Origin of the sequence: Mycobacterium sp. 1274761.0, from assembly GCF_001668615.1 — a bacterium.
Taxonomy (GTDB): Bacteria; Actinomycetota; Actinomycetes; order Mycobacteriales; family Mycobacteriaceae; genus Mycobacterium.
Window position 1 is genome coordinate 1 of sequence record NZ_LZMC01000108.1, and the last position, 19,407, is coordinate 19,407.

Sequence of the window (19,407 nt, forward strand, 5' to 3'; positions counted from 1 at the left end):
CCCCCTGCCACGGCTCCAGCGGCGAACGCGCCCAATGGTGGTGGTATGACCCCTTCGAACCCCAACCCCCACCCACCAACAACTAGGCGATCAGCGGTCAGCTTCGGCCGCAGTTTCGAACATCAAAGCGTAGTCGCAATTGGCACAGGCCCCGAAAAACGACAGCTGCATGCCGCAGTCACAGAAGCCAGCATTTACACTGCGCACGCTCGCTTGGCCGAAGAGCCGGGCGTCGTCCACAACTTCAATTGGATGAGGCGTCTCTTCCCAGCCCCCCGCGCTCTTCCTCGCTTTCCTCTTTGCGATCGGTGCGGCGTTCGCCGATTGAACTCTCGTTGGTCTGTTGGCCAGGAACTTGTTCTGAGGAGTCGTCCGCCATGCTGCGTTCCGTCATGCGGCATTGATTACCCCTGCGGTCGCGGTCGTAATAGAAAATGCTGCACGGCCGGAGCCGACCGAAGTCAGACGAACAGTTCGACGTTTGCCGCCCGAGGGTAGCCGGGCCACATACACAAGTTCGTACGAAGAACGGATAAGCCTCGTCATGGTCCACCGTCGAGGTGAAGCTAGATGGTCGCTGTGGGTGCCCGACCGGCGAAATACAAGCGTCCAGTGATTGGCCGCGACGATGTCGCCGTGAAAGATCACCCGCGTGGCGGCGCCTGCCTCCTGTATGGCCGCCATTGCCCTTCCGGCTGGGACAGCCGATCAGTGATCACTCGCAGAGTCTCCACATTGTGGCCATAGCCGAGATGGCTGCAGTGGACTTCCACATTCTCAGTCTCGGCGGCGGGCCTACTGAGGCAGCACTGCCAGGCCACGATGCCGTCGGACTTGCTGTAGACGCAGGTGGTGGGAACTTGGAGAGGTTCCTCCCGCGCGATGCGCGCCGCCTCGGATACCACATCGCGCGATTGCGAATTCCGATTGAGCAGGCGCCACATTCGCCAGGCATGGGTCGCTTGCTGGTTTCCGCGGATGGGCGAGCCAAGCGTGATGACCATCCTGACGTCGTTCGGTTTGAGCCGGGCAACCTCGCGAGCGAAGATGCCGCCGGCGCTCCACCCGATAACACTGACCTTGCGGCCGTCGTTGTGTGACCGGATGTAGTCCAGCCGCGCGGGCAACCGCTGGATCATGCTTGGGCGCACTCCGAGGTTGTAACCCAACCGCCAGTCATATGTGCGATATCCGAGTCTCCGCAGTAGCTGACGCAGAAACTGCGTCGACGGCGCGCCAGCGAGGAACCCGGGCAGCACCAGGACGGGATGTCCGTCACCCGTTGGCCAGCCCGTTAGGTCCTTGATCGCACGGCGGGCCGCCGCGAACTCGGCCATCGTGCGCCACTCGCGGGCCAATAATCCGTAACTCGGTGGCGCCGCCGCATCAGCGTCGGGCAGGTCACTAGCCGCGCGGCGCATCGAATCGTCTGCAGACACCTGACGGTTGTACCCGCTTCAGACCGGTTTGCCGCAGAGTGAGCGGCTTACCGGGGCTCCCGCCAGGGAAAACAGCTCCTGCATCACCACGACGCTCGCCCCCGCTGCAGACTGCCTTCCACCGCGATGCGTTGATCATCGGGTACTTCCAACAGCTGATCGAGCGCTGTCGACACCTTCTTCATGTCGAAGATCGGCTGGTCCTTCGCCGCCTGCGACGTGAACGTATCGCGGTAGAACTCGAGCATCGGGTCGTTCGAGTTTCTCGTCGGAGGTGTGGTGAACGGATGCTTCTGCCGGTCGTACACCTCGGGAATCAACACGTCCTTCGTCGCTTCGCGCAGAACATGCTTCTCCCGAATGCCTTTCACTTTCATGTTCACCGGCACGCGGGGCGCCGCTTCGGCCACCCGATGGTCCAGGAACGGCACCCGACCTTCGATCGAGTGCGCCATCTCCATCCGATCGGCGAGATAGTTCAAGATGAAGTTCGGCAACAGCGTTTAGTCGCGCGGCGATCTCGTCGATGCGCTCCTCGCCCGTAGCTACTCGGATGACCAACCTGAATCGGTCGTCTTCCGATGCTGTGATCCACTGGGCCGCTTCGCTGCATTCCGTAAGGTAGCGGCATGAAAGCGCCTTCACCGGAAGGAGACGCCGGCCACCGGGGGCTTCTCGGACGTCGACGGCTGCTGTGGCTGGCCGGCGCAGGTGGATTGGGTGCAGCGGCTGCGACTCTTGCCCCGAGATGGCTAGACGCCAACAGCGTTGCGGCCGCGCCCGCGATGCCACCCGCCGCGCCGGTGCCGGTGCCGGTGCAAACGCCGACGGCTGCTGCACCGTCGGGAGTCATGTTGTGCCGTGATGCGTGGGGGGCCAAACCACCGCTGCCTGGCGGGGTGACGCACAAGCTGAGCCGGATGACGCTCCATCACACCGGCGCAGTTCTCGGCGACAACGCCAACGCGCCCGGACGTCTCCGTCAACATCAGCGCCTGCACCAGGGCGAGCGCGGCTGGATCGATATCGCCTACCACGTCGGTGTGGACCGCAACGGAAACATCTATCACCTACGCGAGCCGGACCTGGTCGGGGATACCGCAACGGAATACAACCCCACCGGACACTTCCTTGTTTTATGCGAGGGGGATTTCGACCAGGAGGTCGCGACCCAAGAGCAGGTCAACAGCGCTGCGCTCGTATTCGCTTGGGCTGCTCAACGGTTCAACATTCCGACAGACACGCTGAGCGGACACAAGGACTTTGCGGCGACGTCCTGCCCGGGCGCAGACCTCTACGCCTATCTCGCATCCGGAGACCTCAAGCGGCGCGTCGACGACATGGTGGCAGCGGGACCGGTCAGCCTTCAAGAGATTTGCGGCGAGGAAGCCCGCGAAAAGGTCGCGGCGATCGAGGCCGGCCAGTAGCGCTCCGTTCTGGCTTCGATCTGTGTGCCATCGGAGTCAGTCGCGGACGCGTATGTCCGGGCGTCCACTCGCGCCGTAGTCGCTCGTTTGCAGCACGCCCGTTCCGGGAAGCCGTCCCAGGTGAGCCTGACGGGGAAACTCATCGAGGCGGTCGTGAATCCGTCTCGCGTTTCCGACCCGCAACCTTTGCGGGAGGCCGTGGCCGGTACAACCGTCCTTGTCACCGGCGCATCCTTCGGCATCGGCGAGGCCGCCGCCCGCAAGCTCGCCGATGCAGGGGCGACGGTGCTCTTGGCGGCACGGTCGGCTGACAAGCTCGAGGAGTTGGAGACGACGATCAGCGCGCGCGGCGGACACGCTGCGAGCTATCCGGGCGACCTCAGCGACGCGGACACCATCAATGCCCTGACGGCACGAATCCTCGACGAGCACGGTGCGCCGGACATCATCGTGAGCAACGCCGGTAAGTCGATCCGGCGATCGCTGCACGACCAGTACGACCGACCACATGATTTCGACCGCACCGTCGGCATCAACTATCTCGGCCCGATCCGGCTGCTACTCGGATTGCTGCCCGCGATGCGCGCGCGCGGCAGCGGGCACATCGTGAATGTCTCCAGCGTCGGGGTCCGCGTCCCGCCGGGTCCGCGGTGGGGGGCGTACCAGGCATCGAAGGGTGCGTTCGACATGTGGCTGCGCAGCGTCGCAGCCGAACTGCACGCCGACGGCATCGACGTAACGACGATCTACATGGCGTTGATCCGTACGAGGATGATCGAGCCGACTGAGAGCTTGCGCAAGGTCCCTGGCCTGGATCCCGATCAGGCTGCCGACATTATCGCCAAGGCGATCATCGAGCGGCCGCGAACGATTGCGCCGTGGTGGTTGTGGCCAGCCGAGGTGGCCACCGTGCTGTTGCGGTCGCCGGTGGAGCGTGTGACTCAGGTATGGTACCGGCGCACAAGCGATTCCGAAACGCACCGCCGATGACCGAAAGCTTGGTGACGACGGGCTTGCGGGCGCTGTTTCGCTCGCGACTGTGGGTACCGCCGGGGCCGCTGGTGTTGCCGCGCTTTGTTCGTGAGGTGGCGCGGGGACGTGCGAACCTCGTCACGTTGATGGGAATGGCAGCGGCGCGGTGGCCTGACCGCGACGCGATGGTCGACGACGACGGCGCGATCACTTACCGCGAATTGCACTCGCACGTTGAATCATTGGCGACCTCGCTGCAGGAGCGTGGAGTGGGACGGGGCGGGGCGGTCGGAGTGCTGTGCCGCAACGGACGCGGCTTCGTGACCGCGGTGTTCGCGGCCGCGCTTACGGGTGCCGACGTGGTGATGCTGAACACCGAGTTCCAGAAGAAGGCTTTGGCCGACGCGCTGAGCTCTCACGAGATCGGGACGGTGATCTGTGACGCCGAGTTCGCCGAGCGCGCGAGTGCGGCAGGCGTAGGCGTCGTGGATGCGGCGAGTGATGCTGTTTCTAAAGGCAATTCGCGGCCATCGGTGAGGTCGGCGGGCCGTATCGTCCTGCTGACATCCGGCACGACCGGTACGCCGAAGGGTGTGCCGCGCAAACCCGAGATCGGGATGGCGTTGGGTATCGGGGCGTCGATCCTGGATCGTACGGGGCTGCGAATCGGCTCGCGGGTTGCGATTCCGGTGCCCATGTTCCACGGGCTGGGCTTCGGCATCCTGATCTTGACAATCGGCCTGGGCGGCACTGTGCTCACGCGGTCTCGCTTCGTGGCCGAAGCGGCGCTGGTTCAGGCTTCGGAGCACCGGGCCGAGGCAATGGCGGCGGTGCCGGTGATGCTAGCGCGGATCTTGGACCTCGACGACGAGGTGCGGGCACGAAATCCGTTGTCGGCGCTGCGAATCGTGATATCTAGCGGAGCCAGGCTCGATCCCACTCTGGCCAAACGATTTATGGACGCCTATGGCGACATCATTTACAACGCCTATGGCTCGTCGGAGGTCGGCATCGGCGCCCTCGCGACGCCGGCGGATCTGCGCGAGGCGCCGGAGACCGTAGGCCGGCCGGTGGTCGGGTGCGCGGTACGGATCCTCGACGACGACGGCAAGGTGGTCGGCCCGGAACAAACCGGCCGGCTTTTCGTGGGAGGCGACCTGACTTTCGATGCGTACACCGGCGGCGAGAAACGCGACGTCGTCGACAACATGATGGACACGGGTGACACCGGATACGTCGATACAGAGGGCCGCTTGTTCATCGTCGGACGGGCCGACGACATGATCGTTTCCGGCGGCGAGAACGTCTACCCGCGGGCCGTGGAGAATGCGCTCGCCGAACATCCCGACGTGGCCGACCACGCAGTGATCGGGGTGCCCGACGAGGACTACGGACAACGGCTTGCCGCGTTCATCGTGCCCCAAGATGGTGCCACCGTTGAGGAGGAACTCATCCGAAAGTACCTGAAGGGCAAGGTGGCTCGATTCGAGCAGCCGCGCGATATCACGATCGTGAAGACGATTCCACGCAACCCGGCGGGCAAGGTTCTGCGAAACGAACTGGAACCCTCGGACCGCGAGTGATTACTCGCCGCCGCGTGCGTCGACGTGCCCGCTATGCGACTGGCTGCCAGGACTGCATCGTCGCTCTGAGTGCGCCGTAACGTTCGCCACTGCTACTCCGAATACTGTTTCATGGGGCCTATCGCCATGGCACCTCGTGTCCTCAGCCTGGCGGCCGCCGCGGTGCTCGCCGCGGTATTGATTCTTGCTCCGGCCGCGCAGCCCTTTTCGTCAGCGACGCTGATTCCGGCGGCATCGGCGGCATGCCCCGATGTCGAAGTGGTTTTCGCTCGCGGCCGACAGGAGCCGCCCGGCGTCGGCGCGATCGGCGATGCGCTCGTCAATTCGCTGCGGTCCAAGGTGGCCCTGTCGGTGGGGGTGTATGGAGTGAACTATCCCGCCGACTTGGGTGCCGCCAGCGGCGCCAGCGATATGAGCTCCCACGTTCAGTCCATGGCACGAAGTTGCCCGAATACCCGCATGGTGCTCGGCGGGTATTCCTTGGGTGCGACGGCGGCTGATCTCATGACCAGGGCTAATCCATTGCCGCCGGATGTGAACCAGCACGTCGCCGCGGTCGCGTTGTTCGGTAACGGCGCCAAGCGACTCGGCCCGGCCCCCGCCTTCGCTGGTCGGACGATCGACCAGTGCGCAGACGGCGATCCAATCTGTGGGAGAGGTGTTAATTGGCCGTCGCATTTGCAGCCCTCATACCTCGGCTCGGGATTAGTGGATCAAGCCGCAAGCTTCATTGCCGGCAGGCTGTAGCCGGCAGCCCTGGTAGGCGGGCAGATTGTCGCGATCGCAGCGGCCCGCGTCGGCGGTCGAGGTATTTCCGGCGAACGCCTTGACGAACGGTGACCAGTGAGTGAGATAGCGGGCTGGGACCGGTCAGCACGTCGCCGATGAGCGGCGGGACTCCTCCTGCTGCACTGGTGGCGCTACGTATGACCATCGAGACTGCGCAGGGATCGCCGCACCGGCGAGTTTTGCGAGTTCTCTAGGCTCGGATGCCGGCGCTCACCACCGCGCGGTGACATTGTCGGCGAGCTGCTTGGCGATCCGCACTGCCGAATCAGCCGGTTTGGCGCTGCACGTGTTGACGTCGATGATGATGTTGTTCCGGTGGGCCAGCGCACGCCCGCATCCCCACCCGGGGGCGGCGGCTTCCTGTTCGGTGGCGACGACGCTCAATATGCCGTCGGCGTTGGCGATCGGCCCGACCGTCCATCGCGTCCCGCTCTGCGTGTGGGTGTACTCGTGGCAGGCCGGCCACCGCTCGGCGGACTCCTTGAGGAACTCGCCGGCTTTTTCGATGGTCGGGAACAACACCACCGCCTGCTTGAGATAGTGCGTGAACTTGTCGCCGTTGTTCAGGCTCTGATCGCGCTCCGCCCAGAAGCCGCTGTCGGCATAGACCGGCGCCTCCGCCGCGCCGTCGATAGCCAAGCACTCCGGTGGCGCCATCGTGGCGCTGTTGTCCGACATCGCCGACTGCTGATTGGTGACCGCCATCCCCGTCGTCCCCATTGCGACGTTCACCTGGTCGGGGTTCAACAGCAACGGCGCGAGCTCCCGCTCCACGAGTGGCCGCGGAATCCTGGACGGGGTAGTGGTCGACGGTTCGGCGTTACCTACCGAGCTGGCACACCCGGCGATCGAGAGGCCGATGGCGGCAACCGCCAGTGCGAACGTTGGCTGGCGCATGTGCACCTCCCCGTGCCCGTAGCTCCCGACTAATAAGTCTGGCGCGCCCCCGTCGCGCTGCTCAAGGACATCGTGCAGCAACTTCGCTGACTCGCGCGCGAGGCCGTCGGTGATTCCTCATAACGATGAACAACGCTTTTCGATAACGCCTTGGATTAACGTCACTGACCGTGACCACCTCGACGGAAGCCGAACACCCGCAGTCGAGTCCTGCCGCGACCCGCAGGGCCATCTGGAACACGATCCGGGGATCGCTGGGCAACCTCGTCGAGTGGTACGACGTCTACGTCTACACGGTGTTCGCGCCGTACTTCGAGGGCCAGTTCTTCGACGAGTCGGAGAAGAACTCCACGGTCTATGTGTACGCGATCTTCGCCATCACCTTCGTCATGCGACCGGTCGGCTCCTGGTTCTTCGGGCGGTTCGCCGACCGGCGCGGTCGCCGGGCCGCGCTGACCGCCAGCGTCTCGCTCATGGCGGCATGCTCGATGCTCATCGCCCTGGTCCCGTCGCAGACCAGCATCGGGGGCGCCGCCGCCGTCGTCCTCATCCTCGCCCGTCTCCTGCAAGGCTTCGCCACCGGCGGCGAATACGGCACCTCCGCGACCTACATGTCCGAGGCCGCGACCCGCGAGCGGCGCGGCTTCTTCTCCTCGTTCCAGTACGTCACGCTCATCGGCGGACACGTCCTTGCTCAGTTCACGTTGCTGATCATCGAGGCCGTGCTGAGCGAGGACCAATTGCGCGAATTCGGTTGGCGCATTGCCTTTGCCATCGGCGGCGTCGCCGCGTTGGTGGTGTTCTGGCTGCGCCGCACCATGGACGAGTCGCTCAGCGAAGAGGTGATCGAGGGCGTCAAGGCCGGCGAGGAGCCACAAGCTGGATCCGTGCGTGAACTGTTGACCCGCTACTGGAAGCCGCTACTGCTGTGCTTTCTCATCACGCTGGGCGGCACTGTGGCGTTCTACACCTACAGCGTCAATGCCCCGGCGATGGTCAAGACCGCCTACAAGGGTCAGGCGATGACCGCCACCTGGATCAACCTGCTCGGCCTGATTTTCCTCATGTTGCTGCAACCCATCGGCGGGCTGATCAGTGACAAGGTCGGCCGTAAACCGCTGCTCGTGTTCTTCGGCGTCGGTGGGCTGTTCTACACCTACCTTTTGATCGCATATCTGCCCGACCTGCGCTCGCCGATCGCGTCGTTCTTCCTCGTCGCCGGAAGCTACGTCATCCTCACCGGGTACACCTCGATCAATGCGTTGGTGAAGTCCGAACTGTTCCCCGCACATGTGCGCGCGCTCGGCGTCGGCGTCGGCTACGCCCTGGCCAACTCGATCTTCGGTGGCACCGCTCCGCTGATCTATCAGGCGCTGAAGGCCAATAACCAAGTGCCGCTGTTCATCGTGTACGTGACGGTCTGCATCGCGGTGTCTCTGGTCGTCTATGTGTTCTTCTTGAAGAACAAGGCCGACACTTACCTCGACAGCGAACGCGGCTCAGCGTTTCGGCGCTCGTCCGTTTAGAACAGCGACAGCTGGCGCGTGCTCTCGTCGCCGAACTTGACGGGCACCGGCCGCTGGCGCACCCGCACCGGCCACCAGAACCACCGGCCGAGCAGCGCCGCGACCGACGGCGTCATGAACGACCGCACGATCAGCGTGTCGAACAGCAAGCCCAGCGCGATCGTGGTGCCGATCTGACCCAGCACCAACAGGTCGCTGAAGATGAACGACGCCATGGTGAAGGCGAACACCAACCCCGCCGCCGTCACCACCGAACCGCTGCCGGCCATCGACCGGATGATGCCGGTGTTGATGCCCGCGTGGATCTCCTCCTTGAACCGGGACACCAGCAGCAGGTTGTAATCCGACCCCACCGCCAACAGCAGGATCACCGCCAAAGGCAATATCACCCAATACAAGTCGATGCCCAATAGGTGCTGCCACACCAACACCGACAGCCCCACCGAGGCGCCCAAGGACAACGCCACCGTGCCGACGATCACCAGCGCCGCGACCAGGCTCCGCGTGATGAACATCATGATCAGCAGGATCAGGCTGAGCGATGCGATGCCGGCGATGATCAGGTCATAGTGCGCCATCTCCGCGATGTCCTTGTACGTCGACGCCGTGCCGCCGATGTAGATTCGCGAGCCCGCCAACGGTGTGCCCTTGACCGCCTCCTTGGCCGCGTGCCGGATGGCGTCGATGTGTGAAATGCCTTCGGGCGTTGCCGGATCCCCGTCGTGGGTGATGATCATCCGCGCCGCCTTGCCGTCCGGCGACAGGAACAGTTTCAGCCCACGCAAGAACTCCGGGTTGCTGAACGCCTCCGGCGGCAGATAGAACGAGTCGTCGGTCTTCGACGCGTCGTACGCGGCGCCTAACTGCGTCGCGTTCTCCAGCGCCGCCTGGGTCTGGTCATAGATCCCCGACGTTGTCGCATAGTTCGTCATCGTCAGGTCGCGGTTGGTCTGCTGCGATGCGATCTGCTGCGGAATCAGCGCCAGCAGCTTCGGCTGCAGCTCGTCGAGCTTGGCGATGCTTCCCGACACATTGGCCAGCTGGTCGGTCAACGCGTCGACACCGTCCAGTGCATCGAACAGCGACCGCAGCGCCGCACACATCGGAATATCGAAACAGTGCGGCTCCCAATAGAAGTAGTTGCGCAGCGGCCGGAACTGGTCGTCGAAGTTGGCGATCTTGTCACGCAGATCCTGCGCCACCGCCACCGTCTGCTTGAACGCCTCGCTCTGCTCGTGGGTGATCTCGCTGGACTGCTGCTGCAAGGCGTACTGCTGACGCAGAATGTCGATCGAGTCGTTGATCACGCCGACCTGCTTGAGCATATCCGCGGCCCGATCCTGTTGGTAGGGAAGGTTGTTGATCTGTGCAGCACTGTTGGCGCTGAGCTGGAACGGAATCGACGTGTGGTCCAGCGGCGTGCCCAGCGGCCGAGTGATCGACTGCACCTGCGCAATGCCGGGGGTGTGGAAGACCGCCTTGGCCACCCGCTCCAGCAGGATCATGTCGGTGGGATTGCGCAGATCATGGTCGGCCTCGACCATCAGCAGCTCGGGGTTCAGCCGAGCCTTGGAGAAGTGCCGCTCGGCGGCGGCGTATCCGACGTTCGACGGCGCACTGGGCGGCATGTAGCGGCTGATGTCATAGCTCACCTTGTAGCCCGACAGCGACAACAGCCCGACGAACGCGAGCGCCAGCGTGGCGACCAGGATCGGTCCCGGCCACCGCACGATCGCCGTGCCGATCCGGCGCCAACCCCGTTTGGCCGTCTTACGTTTGGGCTCGAGCAGCCCGAAGCGGCTGGCGACCACCAACACTGCCGGCGCCAGCGTCAGCGACGCGATCAACGAGACGAGGACGCCGAGCGCTGCCGGGACCCCGAGGCTCTGGAAATACGGCATCCGGGTGAAGTACAGGCAGAACACCGCGCCGGCGATGGTCAAGCCCGAGCCGAGGATGACGTGCGACGTCCCGCGGTACATGTCGTGGAAGGCGAGCTGTCGGTCCCAGCCCTCGTTTCGACGCTCGTGATACCTGCCGAGCAGAAAGATGATGTAGTCGGTGCCGGCGGCAATGACCAACAGCGTGAGGATGTTCGTCGAGTACGTCGACAGGCCGATTACCCCGCTGTCGGCCAGGAACGCCACGATCCCACGCGCGGCCGACATCTCGATGAGCACCGTGACCAGCGCGATGATCATCGTCACCGGCGAGCGGTAGACGATCAGCAACATGATCGCGATGACGCCGACGGTCAACAGGGTCACCATCAGAGTGCCCTCGTTGCCCACCTCGAACTGATCGGCAATCTGTGCGGCCGAACCCGCGACGTAGGCGTGAATGCCAGGCGGCGCAGGAGTTTTGGCGATGATGTCGCGCAGCGCGTCCACCGACTCCAGCGACAACGCTTCGCCCTGATTGCCCGCCAGGAACACCTGGACGTAGGCGGCCTTGCCGTCGGGACTCTGCGAGGCCGCCGCGGTCAGCGGATCGCCCCAGAAGTCCTGCACGTGCTGGACGTGGGTGCGGTCCTCGTTGAACCGCTTGACCAGCTCGTCGTAATAGCGGTGCGCCTCGGCGCCCAGCGGTTGATCGCCCTCGAGCACCACCATCGCCGCGCTGTCGGAGTCGAACTCGCCGAATACCTCACCGATGCGCTGAAAAGCCTGCAGCGATGGCGAATCCGGCGAGCTCAGCGCGACGTTGTGTACTTCGCCGACCTTCTCGAGCTGCGGCACCAGCACGTTGGACAACGCGGCGACGGCGACCCAGAACAAGACGATCGGCACGCAGAGCCGACGGATCCAGGTGGCGACGTGGTCCGTCATCGTCCGGCGTTCGGCTGCCTGCGCCACGTGGTGGCTCATCCGGACTTGTCCAGGCAGTAGGTGAAGGCGTTCAGCGTATTGACCGTTCTCTCGTCCTTGACGACGTCATCGATCATGATGCGGCACCCGATGGAGTCGCTGTCGCCCTGGGCGGAGACGTTGACGAAAACGGCCGGTTGGGTGGTGGTCGTGTCGTAGGCCCACGGCAGCGTCGCGCCGTCGACCCGCTGCGGTTGGGCGTTGACGTCGGTGTAGGTGATGGTCGCGACGGTGCCCGGGGGACCGAACACCTCCATCACGACGTGCTTCGGATTGAACGGCACGATCTCGTTGGCCGCGCCGCTCGGGGTGGACGTGACGTCACGGGAGCCGAAGATGCCGTTGAGGCGGAACACCGCGAAGCCCGCTACCGCGACGACGAACACCGCCACCAGCAGCATCCACCGACGCTTCAAGCGGTTTCCGAGTGAAAACCGCTGCATCCATGGCCTTTCGACGAGCGTGACACGTATTTCAACAGTCGATCAATATCAACCTAGTTGACAGTACGGTACCTGTCCAGACCGCACAACCCCTTGGGGGGCGTCTTCGATTCCCGCCCGCACGCCGCAGCAGGCGTCAATAATCGCTTATCGATTGCGGAGGTGGCCGTGTCCCGTAAACAGCTGCCGGTCATAGCAGCGATGGCCGTGGTGTCGACGATTGCTGCCGCACCGCTGGTCGCAGCGGCTCCTGAGTACCAACATGTCCGCACCGTGTCCGGCGCCGTGCGGTGCGTCATCAGCGCGGACCACGTCGGGTGCGAACGGACCAGCATCGACGGCTTCCCCGGCGCACCGCGCAGCCAGAGCGGCCCCGGCAACGTCAACGTCGCCGGCCTCGACGCCGACGGCACGTTCAACTACGGCGAGGGCAACATCGGCGGCGTGGACAGCGACGAGGTAGTGCTGGATTACGGCCAGATCTTCCGGATCAACGGCTGGACCGTGGAGCCGTCGTTCGACGGCACCCGCTTCAGCAACGACGCCACCGGCCGCGGCATGTTCGTCAGCATCGACAGCGTCATCCCGTGGTGAGGTGTCGCGCCACCGCGCCGTACCGCTCGATGCGGTCCGGATCGCTGAGCGCGTTGTAAAGCACGATGCGCGTGGCAGTTTCGCCGTACTTCTCGATGAGCACATCGGCCAGGCCGTCCCATGTCGACTCGGTGGCGAACCGGGCGATGTGGTCATCGGTGATCTGCTTGGCCATGCCGGCGAAATCGCCGGCCTTCTGCTTCTCGCGGATGCGTGCCGTCGTCCCCTCGAACCCGGCCTCGTCCCAGATGAACGCGTAGTTCGGCGTGCTGCCGTAGAAGCTCAGGCTCGTGCGGACCAGCTCGCGCTCCTTGGCGCGTTCCTCGTCGGTGTCGCCGACGATCGTCATCACCGGCACGATCAGCGCGACGTCGGCCACGCTGCGGCCCGACTTCTGGGCTCCCTCAGCAACATTCGGCACGACGTGACGTGCGATGTAGCCGGGCTCGCCGAGCGGGTGGACGTGGACGCCGTCGGCGACCTCACCCGCCATCCGCAGCATCCACGGGTTGACCGCCGCGATGTCGACCTTCGGATCGGGCGCGTCGATGGGCCCCGCGCTCCACTGCGGAGTGATGAAGTCGAGGTCGTAGAAGTCGCCGTGGTGATCGAGCCTGCCCGTGCGGAATGCGTGGAAGCAGGCTTTCACCGCGCGCACGTAGTCGCGCAGCCGCGGGCCGGGACGCTCGAACACCACGCCGTACCGCCGGACGACATGCGTGCGGACCTGGGTGCCCAACCCGAGGCGAAACTTCCCGGCCGTGGCCTCCTGCAGTTCCCACGCCGTCGCGGCCGACACGAACGGGCTGCGTGGAAACGCCACCGCCACACCCGTCGACAGCTCCAGGCCGGGCGCGGCCTGTGACGCCACCGCCGCGTTGAGATAGGCCGTCCGGCCCGTTTCGGTGAACAAGAGCCCGTCGAACCCGCTGGCCTGCACCTTCTGGGCCAGTTCGCCGATCTTGGTCAATGGCTGCGGAACCGTCATCACGTCGACGTGCACGGTGGGACAATACGCCGCCGCGAGTTTGCCGCGCAGGTCACGCGGGTATTGGTCGCGGTGGACTACCGGATCGGCAAAGGGGGCGGTTCTGCGGTGAAGCTTAAAAATCTGGCGGGAACGGTTGCGGCGACGACACTCATCGTCGGGTTGAGCGCAGCCCCGCCCGCGTCGGCCACCAGCAACATCAAAGTCTTCGGCGTTCAGGAGACGCTGAAAACTTTGAACGGCCCGTTGATCGGCTACACCGTCACGGGCTTCCGGCCGAGCTCCGACCCGGTTCCGTATCCGGTCGCCGGCCGGCTCTGGGAGGCGACGGTGACGGCCGACGCGCTCGTCGGCACGGTCACTCCCGCGGCCAACTGGTTCAACGCCCGCGCCGAAAATGGGCAGAACTACCACGTTCTCGAAAGCGTCTCCGGCATAGGCGGGCCCATCGGGCAGGGCGGCAGTAGCACCGGCAAGGTCTATTTCGACGTGGTCGGCGCCGAGCCCAACAGCGTCGTCTTCAACGACGGCTTTGAGGACATCCTCGGCTGGATCCAGCCGCCAGGCGTCTCACCGGCCGAAGTGGGTCCGCCCGCCAGCACTGGTAGTAGCGGCGGCGGGAATGAAGGCTCATCGGGGTCGACGGGCCCGAACCAGGCAAGCCCGAATACCACCGCCGGCGATCAATCCGGTGGCGGTGGCGGTGGCGGCGGCGGAGGCAGCGCGGCCGGAGGTAGCGGCGGAGGCGGAGCTGGTGGGGGCGCCGCCGGCGCTGGCGGGGGAGCCGGCGGGTAGCTACTGCTCGGCCGCCCAGGCCAGGAACTCGTCGGCGCTGAACACCGGCTTGCCGTACTCGGTGGCCTTGCGCGCCTTGCGGGTAGCTCAGCCGCGCAATCGGCGCGCCAGACCTGACGCGCGGACGGCCCGTCGTTCGACCGCCGCGCGCAGCGCCTGCTCCGACGCGATGACCCGCACCCGCTCCTTGGCGCGCGTGACCGCCGTGTAGAACAGCTCGCGCATCAGCAGCCGCGAATCCTCTTGCGGCAACAGCACTGTCACCTCGTCGGCCTGGCTACCCTGGCTCTTGTGGATCGTCATCGCGTGCAGCGTGTCCACGTCCGACAGCCTGCTGGTCGCGAACTCCTTTTGCTCCGATCCGGCGATGACCGCCCGAAGCACGCCTTCGCGCACCACCGTCACACCCGTATCGCCGTTGTACAAGCCCAGCCCGTAGTCGTTCGCCGTCACCAGCACCGGCCGCCCCGCGTACCAGTCCGACCAGATCGGTTCGCCGGTCTCCTCCGACAGCCAGCGCTCGATCTGTCGATTCCAGAACCGCACGCCGTAAGGGCCGCGCCGGTGGGCGCACAACAGCCGATGCTCGTCGAGCGTCTGCAGCGCCACCTCGGCGTTGCCCAGAATCGCCGCTTGACGTAACCGGCGTGCTTGCGGCACAACGACTTCGCGCAAATGCTCCGACGGCTCGTCGGTGTCAATCCATTCGATGTTCTCACCGCCGGCACGCAGCACCTCCAGCGCTCGGTCGGCATCGCCGTCCCGGATCGCCGCCGCCAACGCCCCGATCGATTCGCCGAACCGGTGCGGGGTCTTCAGCGCGGCCAACTTCGAATCGTCCAGTCCCTCGACGAGATCGGCCAACACCGCACCCGCCTCCACCGACGCCAGCTGATCTGGATCGCCCACCAGGATCAGCCGCGCGTCCGGGCGCACCGCCTCCAGCAGGCGCGCCATCATCGTCAGCGACACCATCGACGTCTCGTCGACCACGATGACGTCGTGCGGCAATCGGTTGCCGCGGTTGTGGCGGAATCTCGCCGACGTGTCTGGCCTGCTGCCCAGCAGCCGGTGCAACGTCGTCGCATGCATGCCCGATAAGGCGTCCCGGTCGGCAGCGTCGAGCTTCGCGACCTCCAGCTGCACCGCCTCCTGCAGTCGCGCGGCGGCCTTGCCCGTCGGCGCCGCCAGCGCGACCCGCAATCGCGTCCCGCTGGCCAGCAGCGCCAGCAGCCGCGCCACCGTCGTCGTCTTGCCGGTGCCGGGACCACCGGTCAGTACCGTCAAACCCTGCGACAGTGCCACTTTCGCCGCGGCACGCTGCTCCTCGAAGCCGACGGGAAATAGGCGGTCGATATCAGGCGACACCTTCTGCGGCTTGACCGCGATCATCCTGTGCACGTCATCGCACACCTGCTGTTCCTCTAGCCAATACCGATCCAGGTACAGCAGGTCGCCGTACAAACGCAAGACCGGCGGCGCGCCGGCGAGCGGGCTTGCCTGGATCGCGGCCAGCCACGCGTCGATGTCAGGCCACGGCAGACCGTCCACCCCCACCTGCGCCTCGACCGAACGCAGGTCCACACACACCGAACCGTTCCGCAACGCCCGGACCGCCACCGCGACCGCGAGTGCGACGCTCTCGTCGTCCTCCTTGGCCAACGCGGTAAGCCGCTGTGCCACGTGTACATCGGGCGACTCGAGCACCTCGGCATCGCTGAACGTCTGCAGCAGACCCGTGACCCCGAGCGGCCGGCGCCATTCCACGGTCGTCATGCTGCCGCCCGTCCAACGTCGAGCAGGTCGGAGATCGCCGTGATCAATAGCGACGGCGGCTGCCAGCTGAACACTCCTGCCGGGTGGCCGTCGACCACCGGCGTGTCGGGCCCGCACATTCCCCGCAGAAACAGGTACATCACTCCGCCCAGATGTCTGTCGGGCACATACTCAGGCAGTCGCCATCTCAGAAAGCGGTGCAGCACAACGCTGTACAGAAGCGCCTGCAGCGGATAGTCCGAATGCAGCATCGCCTCGACCAGCCGGGGCTGCGCGTAGTCGGCGGCCGTCAACGGCTCCGACGGATCACCGAGCCAGTTCGTCTTGTAGTCGACGACCATATAGCGGTCGGCGATCCGCAACACCGCGTCGACCGACCCGGACAGATACCCCTTCAACGGCTGACCGCCCAACGCGGGACCCGTCAGTCGATCGGCGTACAACGCCAACGGGTCGCCAGCGGGCAGATGCGCCCCCAGCAGTTCGCCGACATGCGAGAGCCGGATGTCCGGCGCGGCTGACCTGAGATCACCACCAGCCAAAGGGAATTCGAAATCCATCTCACGCATCCGGTCGGCCAGCCCGATCTGCCGCAGCGTCACCCCGCCGGCGAGCGGGCCCAGGGGAGAGTCGTGCATCGGCACCATCGCGGCGGCCAGATCGGCAGGGGCGACGTCGACGGGCCACCACGCCATGTGCTCGCGGATCTTCGCCTCCAACTCCGCGGCCATATCGACCGCGAACGGATCGGCCGTCTCCAGCACCGCGTGCACCAGCGTGCCGAACTTCGCGCCCATGGGCAGATGCGCCATCGGCGAAGGCACATCCGCGCCGACCGCCGTCGTCGTCAACGGAATCTCGGCGACCTCGTCGTCCAGCTCTATCACCTCCGGCTCGCTGCTCACCGGCGTGGTCTCCGCGGCGCGGATCAGCCCCGAGTACGACGTCCGGCGCCACGCCGCGTCGATCGCCCGATGGAAGTGCCGCACGTCCAGATCCCCGCGCGGCTGTTCAGCGGGCAAGGAAGGCACCCGACGCGCCACCGATTCCTCGATCACCAACCCGTCCGCGGCCTCCCACTCCGTGAACCGCGCCATCGCGTCGTCGTCGGAAACCTTGTCCGGCGACACGCGATCCGGCACCTCCGCCTCGCCTGGCCGTCGCCCGCGCAGCAGCCGCGACAGGCCGCCGTTCGGCTCGTCCCACGAAGGCGCCCACCACGCCACCACCTGTGACTGCGCCCGCGTCATCGCCACATACATCAGCCGGCTGTCGTCGCTGGCATCCTCGTGACGGCCGGCCGCCGCCACCGCGTTGAAGTCCGAGCTGTCGTCGCCGCCGACATGCAGGCACCGCTGGTCGCCGTCATGGAACAACACCAGCTCGCGGGCCTGCACGTTGCGGTTGAACGCGAACGGCAGGTATATCACCGGGAACTGCAGACCCTTGGCCACCCACACCGTCATGATCTGCACCGCTGCGGCGTCATGGTCCAGTCGTCGCGCACGTTCGGTTGCGCCGCTGCGTTCTTCACGCTGCTCGCGCAGCCAGTCGCGCAGCGCGGGCAGGCTGAACTGCTCGCGGTGGGCCGCCTCCTGCAGCAGCTGGGTCATGTGCGCCAGGTCGGTCATCTGCCGCTCGCCGCCCTGCCAGGACAGCACGCGGTCGCTCATCCCGCTGAGCTGCGCGGCCGCGAAGATGGCGGCGACACCGCGTTCGCGGGCGTGGCCGGCCCACTCCCGCAGTGATTCCGCGATCTCGTCTGTCAACCCGTCGCCGCCGGACACCAACTCGTCGGCGGTCTTACCGAAGAACATCGTCGCCGCGGCTGCGCGCACCATGCCCGGCCGATGCGGCTGGTCGAATGCCTCCAGCAGGCACAGCCAATCCTCGGCAGCCGCGGAGTTGAAGATGTCGGAGTCGCCGGTGTACACCGCCGGGATGCCGGACGCGCACAGCGCGCGATAGCAGGCGCGGGCATCCTTGTGGCTCTCCACGATCACCGCGATGTCGCGTGCCTCCAGCGGTCGTCCGTCGAACGTGGCACCGGAGGTCAACAGTTCGCCGATGTCAGCCGCCAGGTCCTTCGGGATGTGCTGACGCAGATCCGATATCGCGATGGTGCGGGTTCCCTTGCAGCCGAACAGGTCCCGTTTGACGACGCGCAGCCGGAGCGGATCGGTGCACGGCGCGCCCGCGAGCCGAGAGCTGTGGTACCGCGCTTCGACGTCGTGCACGACGATTCTCGGGTCGCCGAGGTGGGCGCCGCCCAGCAGCGTCTGCAGCCGCTGCACCAACGCGGCGTCACTGCGCCAGTTCTTGTTCAGCGTCTTGCGTACGCCTGCCGTCTCGGCCGCCTTGAGATAAGTGACGATGTCACCGCCGCGGAACGCGTAGATCGCCTGCTTGGGGTCGCCGATCAGGATCAGCGTCGAGCGTTTGGTGAAGGCGCGGTCGATCACCTTCCACTGTACCGGGTCGGTGTCCTGGAACTCGTCGACCATGACGATGGGCCATCGCTGATGCATCCGCAGCTGGGCCGGGGAGTCGTCGGCGTCGAGCGCATCGGCCAGCCGGGTGAGCAGGTCGTCGTAGCTGATGATGCCGCGGCGGCGCTTGCGGATTTCCAGTTCGGACAGAACGTCTTTCGCGAACGCGACGCATACGGCCGCCCGGGAATCCGGCGGCGGGTCCTGCGGCCGCAGCTCGGTCGCCGGATGCTTGACGACCTCGCGGGCCAACCGCAGCGCGTCGCCGTGGCTGAGTTGCGGGTCGTCACGCTCGTGCCCGAAGTGGCGCAGGTACAGGTCGTCGACGATCTCAGTGACCAGCTCGTCGAGGCTCTCCACCAACGTGACACCCGAGTCGCTGTCACCGGCCACCCCGAGCGACTTGAGCACCGTCTGGCAGAACTGGTGGGTAGTGGCGATCGTCGCGGCGTCGAACGCGGCCAGCGTGTCACGCAACCGCTGGCGACGCAACAACCGCTCGTCGTCGCCGCACTTCAGCAGGTGCTCGATGACCTGGTTGTCACCGACTTGCCTCGGATCGTCGAAAGCCACAACGGAGTCGACGATTTGGCGGCGCACCCGATCCCGGAGTTCGAGGGTGGCCATTCGGCCGAACGTGATGAGCAGCATCTGGTCCAGCGTCGCCTCGCCCTCGGCAATGTACCGGGTGACAAGGCCCGCCAACGCGAACGTCTTACCCGTGCCCGCGCTCGCCTCCAGCACGGTGGTTGACCGCGCGGGGGGCAGCGGGCCCAACAGATCGAACGTGCGCATCAGATTCTTCTGCTCCTCACGTGCGCA

Annotated in this window: 15 protein-coding genes; 7 read left to right on the forward strand and 8 right to left on the reverse strand. The window is 65.7% G+C overall.

Annotation, left to right across the window (positions count from 1 at the left end; genetic code table 11):
- Positions 1-644: 644 nt before the first annotated feature.
- Together A5651_RS21650 and A5651_RS21655 are read right to left on the reverse strand one after the other, a co-directional pair.
- Positions 645-1,439, reverse strand: a complete 795-nt coding sequence (locus A5651_RS21650; protein WP_156663106.1) for a triacylglycerol lipase — start codon at positions 1,437-1,439, stop codon at positions 645-647.
- 83 nt (positions 1,440-1,522) lie between these two features.
- A complete protein-coding gene (locus tag A5651_RS21655; RefSeq protein WP_066985857.1) occupies positions 1,523-1,936 on the reverse strand; it encodes an asparagine synthase-related protein in 414 nt (137 codons plus the stop codon).
- Positions 1,937-2,068: 132 nt separating this feature from the next.
- Here A5651_RS21655 and A5651_RS25770 point away from each other — a divergent pair, with 132 nt between their 5' ends.
- From A5651_RS25770 to A5651_RS21675, 4 genes are all read left to right on the forward strand, one after another.
- The gene (locus A5651_RS25770; protein WP_197496726.1) at positions 2,069-2,866 is read left to right on the forward strand and encodes a peptidoglycan recognition family protein; all 798 of its coding nucleotides are present in this window, start codon (positions 2,069-2,071) and stop codon (positions 2,864-2,866) included.
- A gap of 120 nt (positions 2,867-2,986) precedes the next feature.
- A complete protein-coding gene (locus tag A5651_RS21665) occupies positions 2,987-3,856 on the forward strand; it encodes an SDR family NAD(P)-dependent oxidoreductase (RefSeq protein WP_066985860.1) in 870 nt (289 codons plus the stop codon).
- Positions 3,853-5,421, forward strand: a complete 1,569-nt coding sequence (locus A5651_RS21670) for an AMP-binding protein (protein ID WP_066986010.1) — start codon at positions 3,853-3,855, stop codon at positions 5,419-5,421. Before A5651_RS21665 ends, A5651_RS21670 begins: the two co-directional genes overlap by 4 nt.
- A gap of 126 nt (positions 5,422-5,547) precedes the next feature.
- Positions 5,548-6,168 carry a cutinase family protein gene (locus A5651_RS21675; RefSeq protein WP_156663107.1) on the forward strand — a complete coding sequence of 207 codons (621 nt, stop codon included), beginning with the start codon at positions 5,548-5,550 and terminating at the stop codon, positions 6,166-6,168.
- Between the two features lie 252 nt (positions 6,169-6,420).
- On the opposite strand, the gene A5651_RS21680 is transcribed toward A5651_RS21675, so the two are convergent.
- Positions 6,421-7,107 carry a sensor domain-containing protein gene (locus A5651_RS21680; protein ID WP_066985866.1) on the reverse strand — a complete coding sequence of 229 codons (687 nt, stop codon included), beginning with the start codon at positions 7,105-7,107 and terminating at the stop codon, positions 6,421-6,423.
- A gap of 170 nt (positions 7,108-7,277) precedes the next feature.
- Between A5651_RS21680 and A5651_RS21685 the strand changes: the two genes are divergently transcribed.
- A complete protein-coding gene (locus A5651_RS21685) occupies positions 7,278-8,633 on the forward strand; it encodes an MFS transporter (protein ID WP_066985868.1) in 1,356 nt (451 codons plus the stop codon).
- Here A5651_RS21685 and A5651_RS21690 read toward each other — a convergent pair.
- Together A5651_RS21690 and A5651_RS21695 are read right to left on the reverse strand one after the other, a co-directional pair.
- Complete coding sequence (locus A5651_RS21690; RefSeq protein ID WP_082943908.1) at positions 8,630-11,500, reverse strand: MMPL family RND transporter; 2,871 nt, start codon at positions 11,498-11,500, stop codon at positions 8,630-8,632. The two genes, A5651_RS21685 and A5651_RS21690, sit on opposite strands and share 4 nt — an antisense overlap.
- Positions 11,497-11,943: an MmpS family transport accessory protein gene (locus A5651_RS21695; RefSeq protein WP_197496728.1), complete on the reverse strand. Its 447-nt coding sequence runs from the start codon at positions 11,941-11,943 to the stop codon at positions 11,497-11,499. The genes A5651_RS21690 and A5651_RS21695 overlap by 4 nt, the downstream gene beginning before the upstream one ends.
- A gap of 168 nt (positions 11,944-12,111) precedes the next feature.
- Between A5651_RS21695 and A5651_RS21700 the strand changes: the two genes are divergently transcribed.
- Complete coding sequence (locus A5651_RS21700) at positions 12,112-12,537, forward strand: hypothetical protein (RefSeq protein ID WP_156663108.1); 426 nt, start codon at positions 12,112-12,114, stop codon at positions 12,535-12,537.
- Here the strand turns inward: A5651_RS21700 and A5651_RS21705 are convergent.
- Positions 12,524-13,540, reverse strand: coding sequence for a TIGR03617 family F420-dependent LLM class oxidoreductase (locus A5651_RS21705; protein WP_066985876.1), 1,017 nt, complete (start codon positions 13,538-13,540; stop codon positions 12,524-12,526). The two genes, A5651_RS21700 and A5651_RS21705, sit on opposite strands and share 14 nt — an antisense overlap.
- 93 nt (positions 13,541-13,633) lie before the next feature.
- Here A5651_RS21705 and A5651_RS25070 point away from each other — a divergent pair, with 93 nt between their 5' ends.
- Entirely contained in the window at positions 13,634-14,320 is a 687-nt protein-coding gene (locus A5651_RS25070; protein WP_197496730.1) for a DUF1942 domain-containing protein, read from the forward strand.
- Positions 14,321-14,407: 87 nt separating this feature from the next.
- Here the strand turns inward: A5651_RS25070 and recD are convergent, their stop codons facing one another.
- Positions 14,408-16,096 carry an exodeoxyribonuclease V subunit alpha gene (gene recD, locus A5651_RS21715; RefSeq protein ID WP_066985883.1) on the reverse strand — a complete coding sequence of 563 codons (1,689 nt, stop codon included), beginning with the start codon at positions 16,094-16,096 and terminating at the stop codon, positions 14,408-14,410.
- The gene (recB, locus tag A5651_RS21720) at positions 16,093-19,380 is read right to left on the reverse strand and encodes an exodeoxyribonuclease V subunit beta (protein WP_066985885.1); all 3,288 of its coding nucleotides are present in this window, start codon (positions 19,378-19,380) and stop codon (positions 16,093-16,095) included. Before recB ends, recD begins: the two co-directional genes overlap by 4 nt.
- Positions 19,381-19,407 lie beyond the last annotated feature (27 nt).

What these genes read in the sequence shown, in the direction of transcription:
- A5651_RS25770 (WP_197496726.1), top strand. Translation starts at nt 2,069, where the DNA reads ATGAAAGCGCCTTCACCGGAAGGAGACGCCGGCCACCGGGGGCTTCTC.
- A5651_RS21670 (WP_066986010.1), top strand. Translation starts at nt 3,853, where the DNA reads ATGACCGAAAGCTTGGTGACGACGGGCTTGCGGGCGCTGTTTCGCTCG.
- A5651_RS21675 (WP_156663107.1), top strand. Translation starts at nt 5,548, where the DNA reads ATGGCACCTCGTGTCCTCAGCCTGGCGGCCGCCGCGGTGCTCGCCGCG.
- A5651_RS21680 (WP_066985866.1), bottom strand. Translation starts at nt 7,107, where the DNA reads ATGCGCCAGCCAACGTTCGCACTGGCGGTTGCCGCCATCGGCCTCTCG.
- A5651_RS21690 (WP_082943908.1), bottom strand. Translation starts at nt 11,500, where the DNA reads ATGAGCCACCACGTGGCGCAGGCAGCCGAACGCCGGACGATGACGGAC.
- A5651_RS21695 (WP_197496728.1), bottom strand. Translation starts at nt 11,943, where the DNA reads ATGCAGCGGTTTTCACTCGGAAACCGCTTGAAGCGTCGGTGGATGCTG.
- recD (WP_066985883.1), bottom strand. Translation starts at nt 16,096, where the DNA reads ATGACGACCGTGGAATGGCGCCGGCCGCTCGGGGTCACGGGTCTGCTG.
- recB (WP_066985885.1), bottom strand. Translation starts at nt 19,380, where the DNA reads ATGCGCACGTTCGATCTGTTGGGCCCGCTGCCCCCCGCGCGGTCAACC.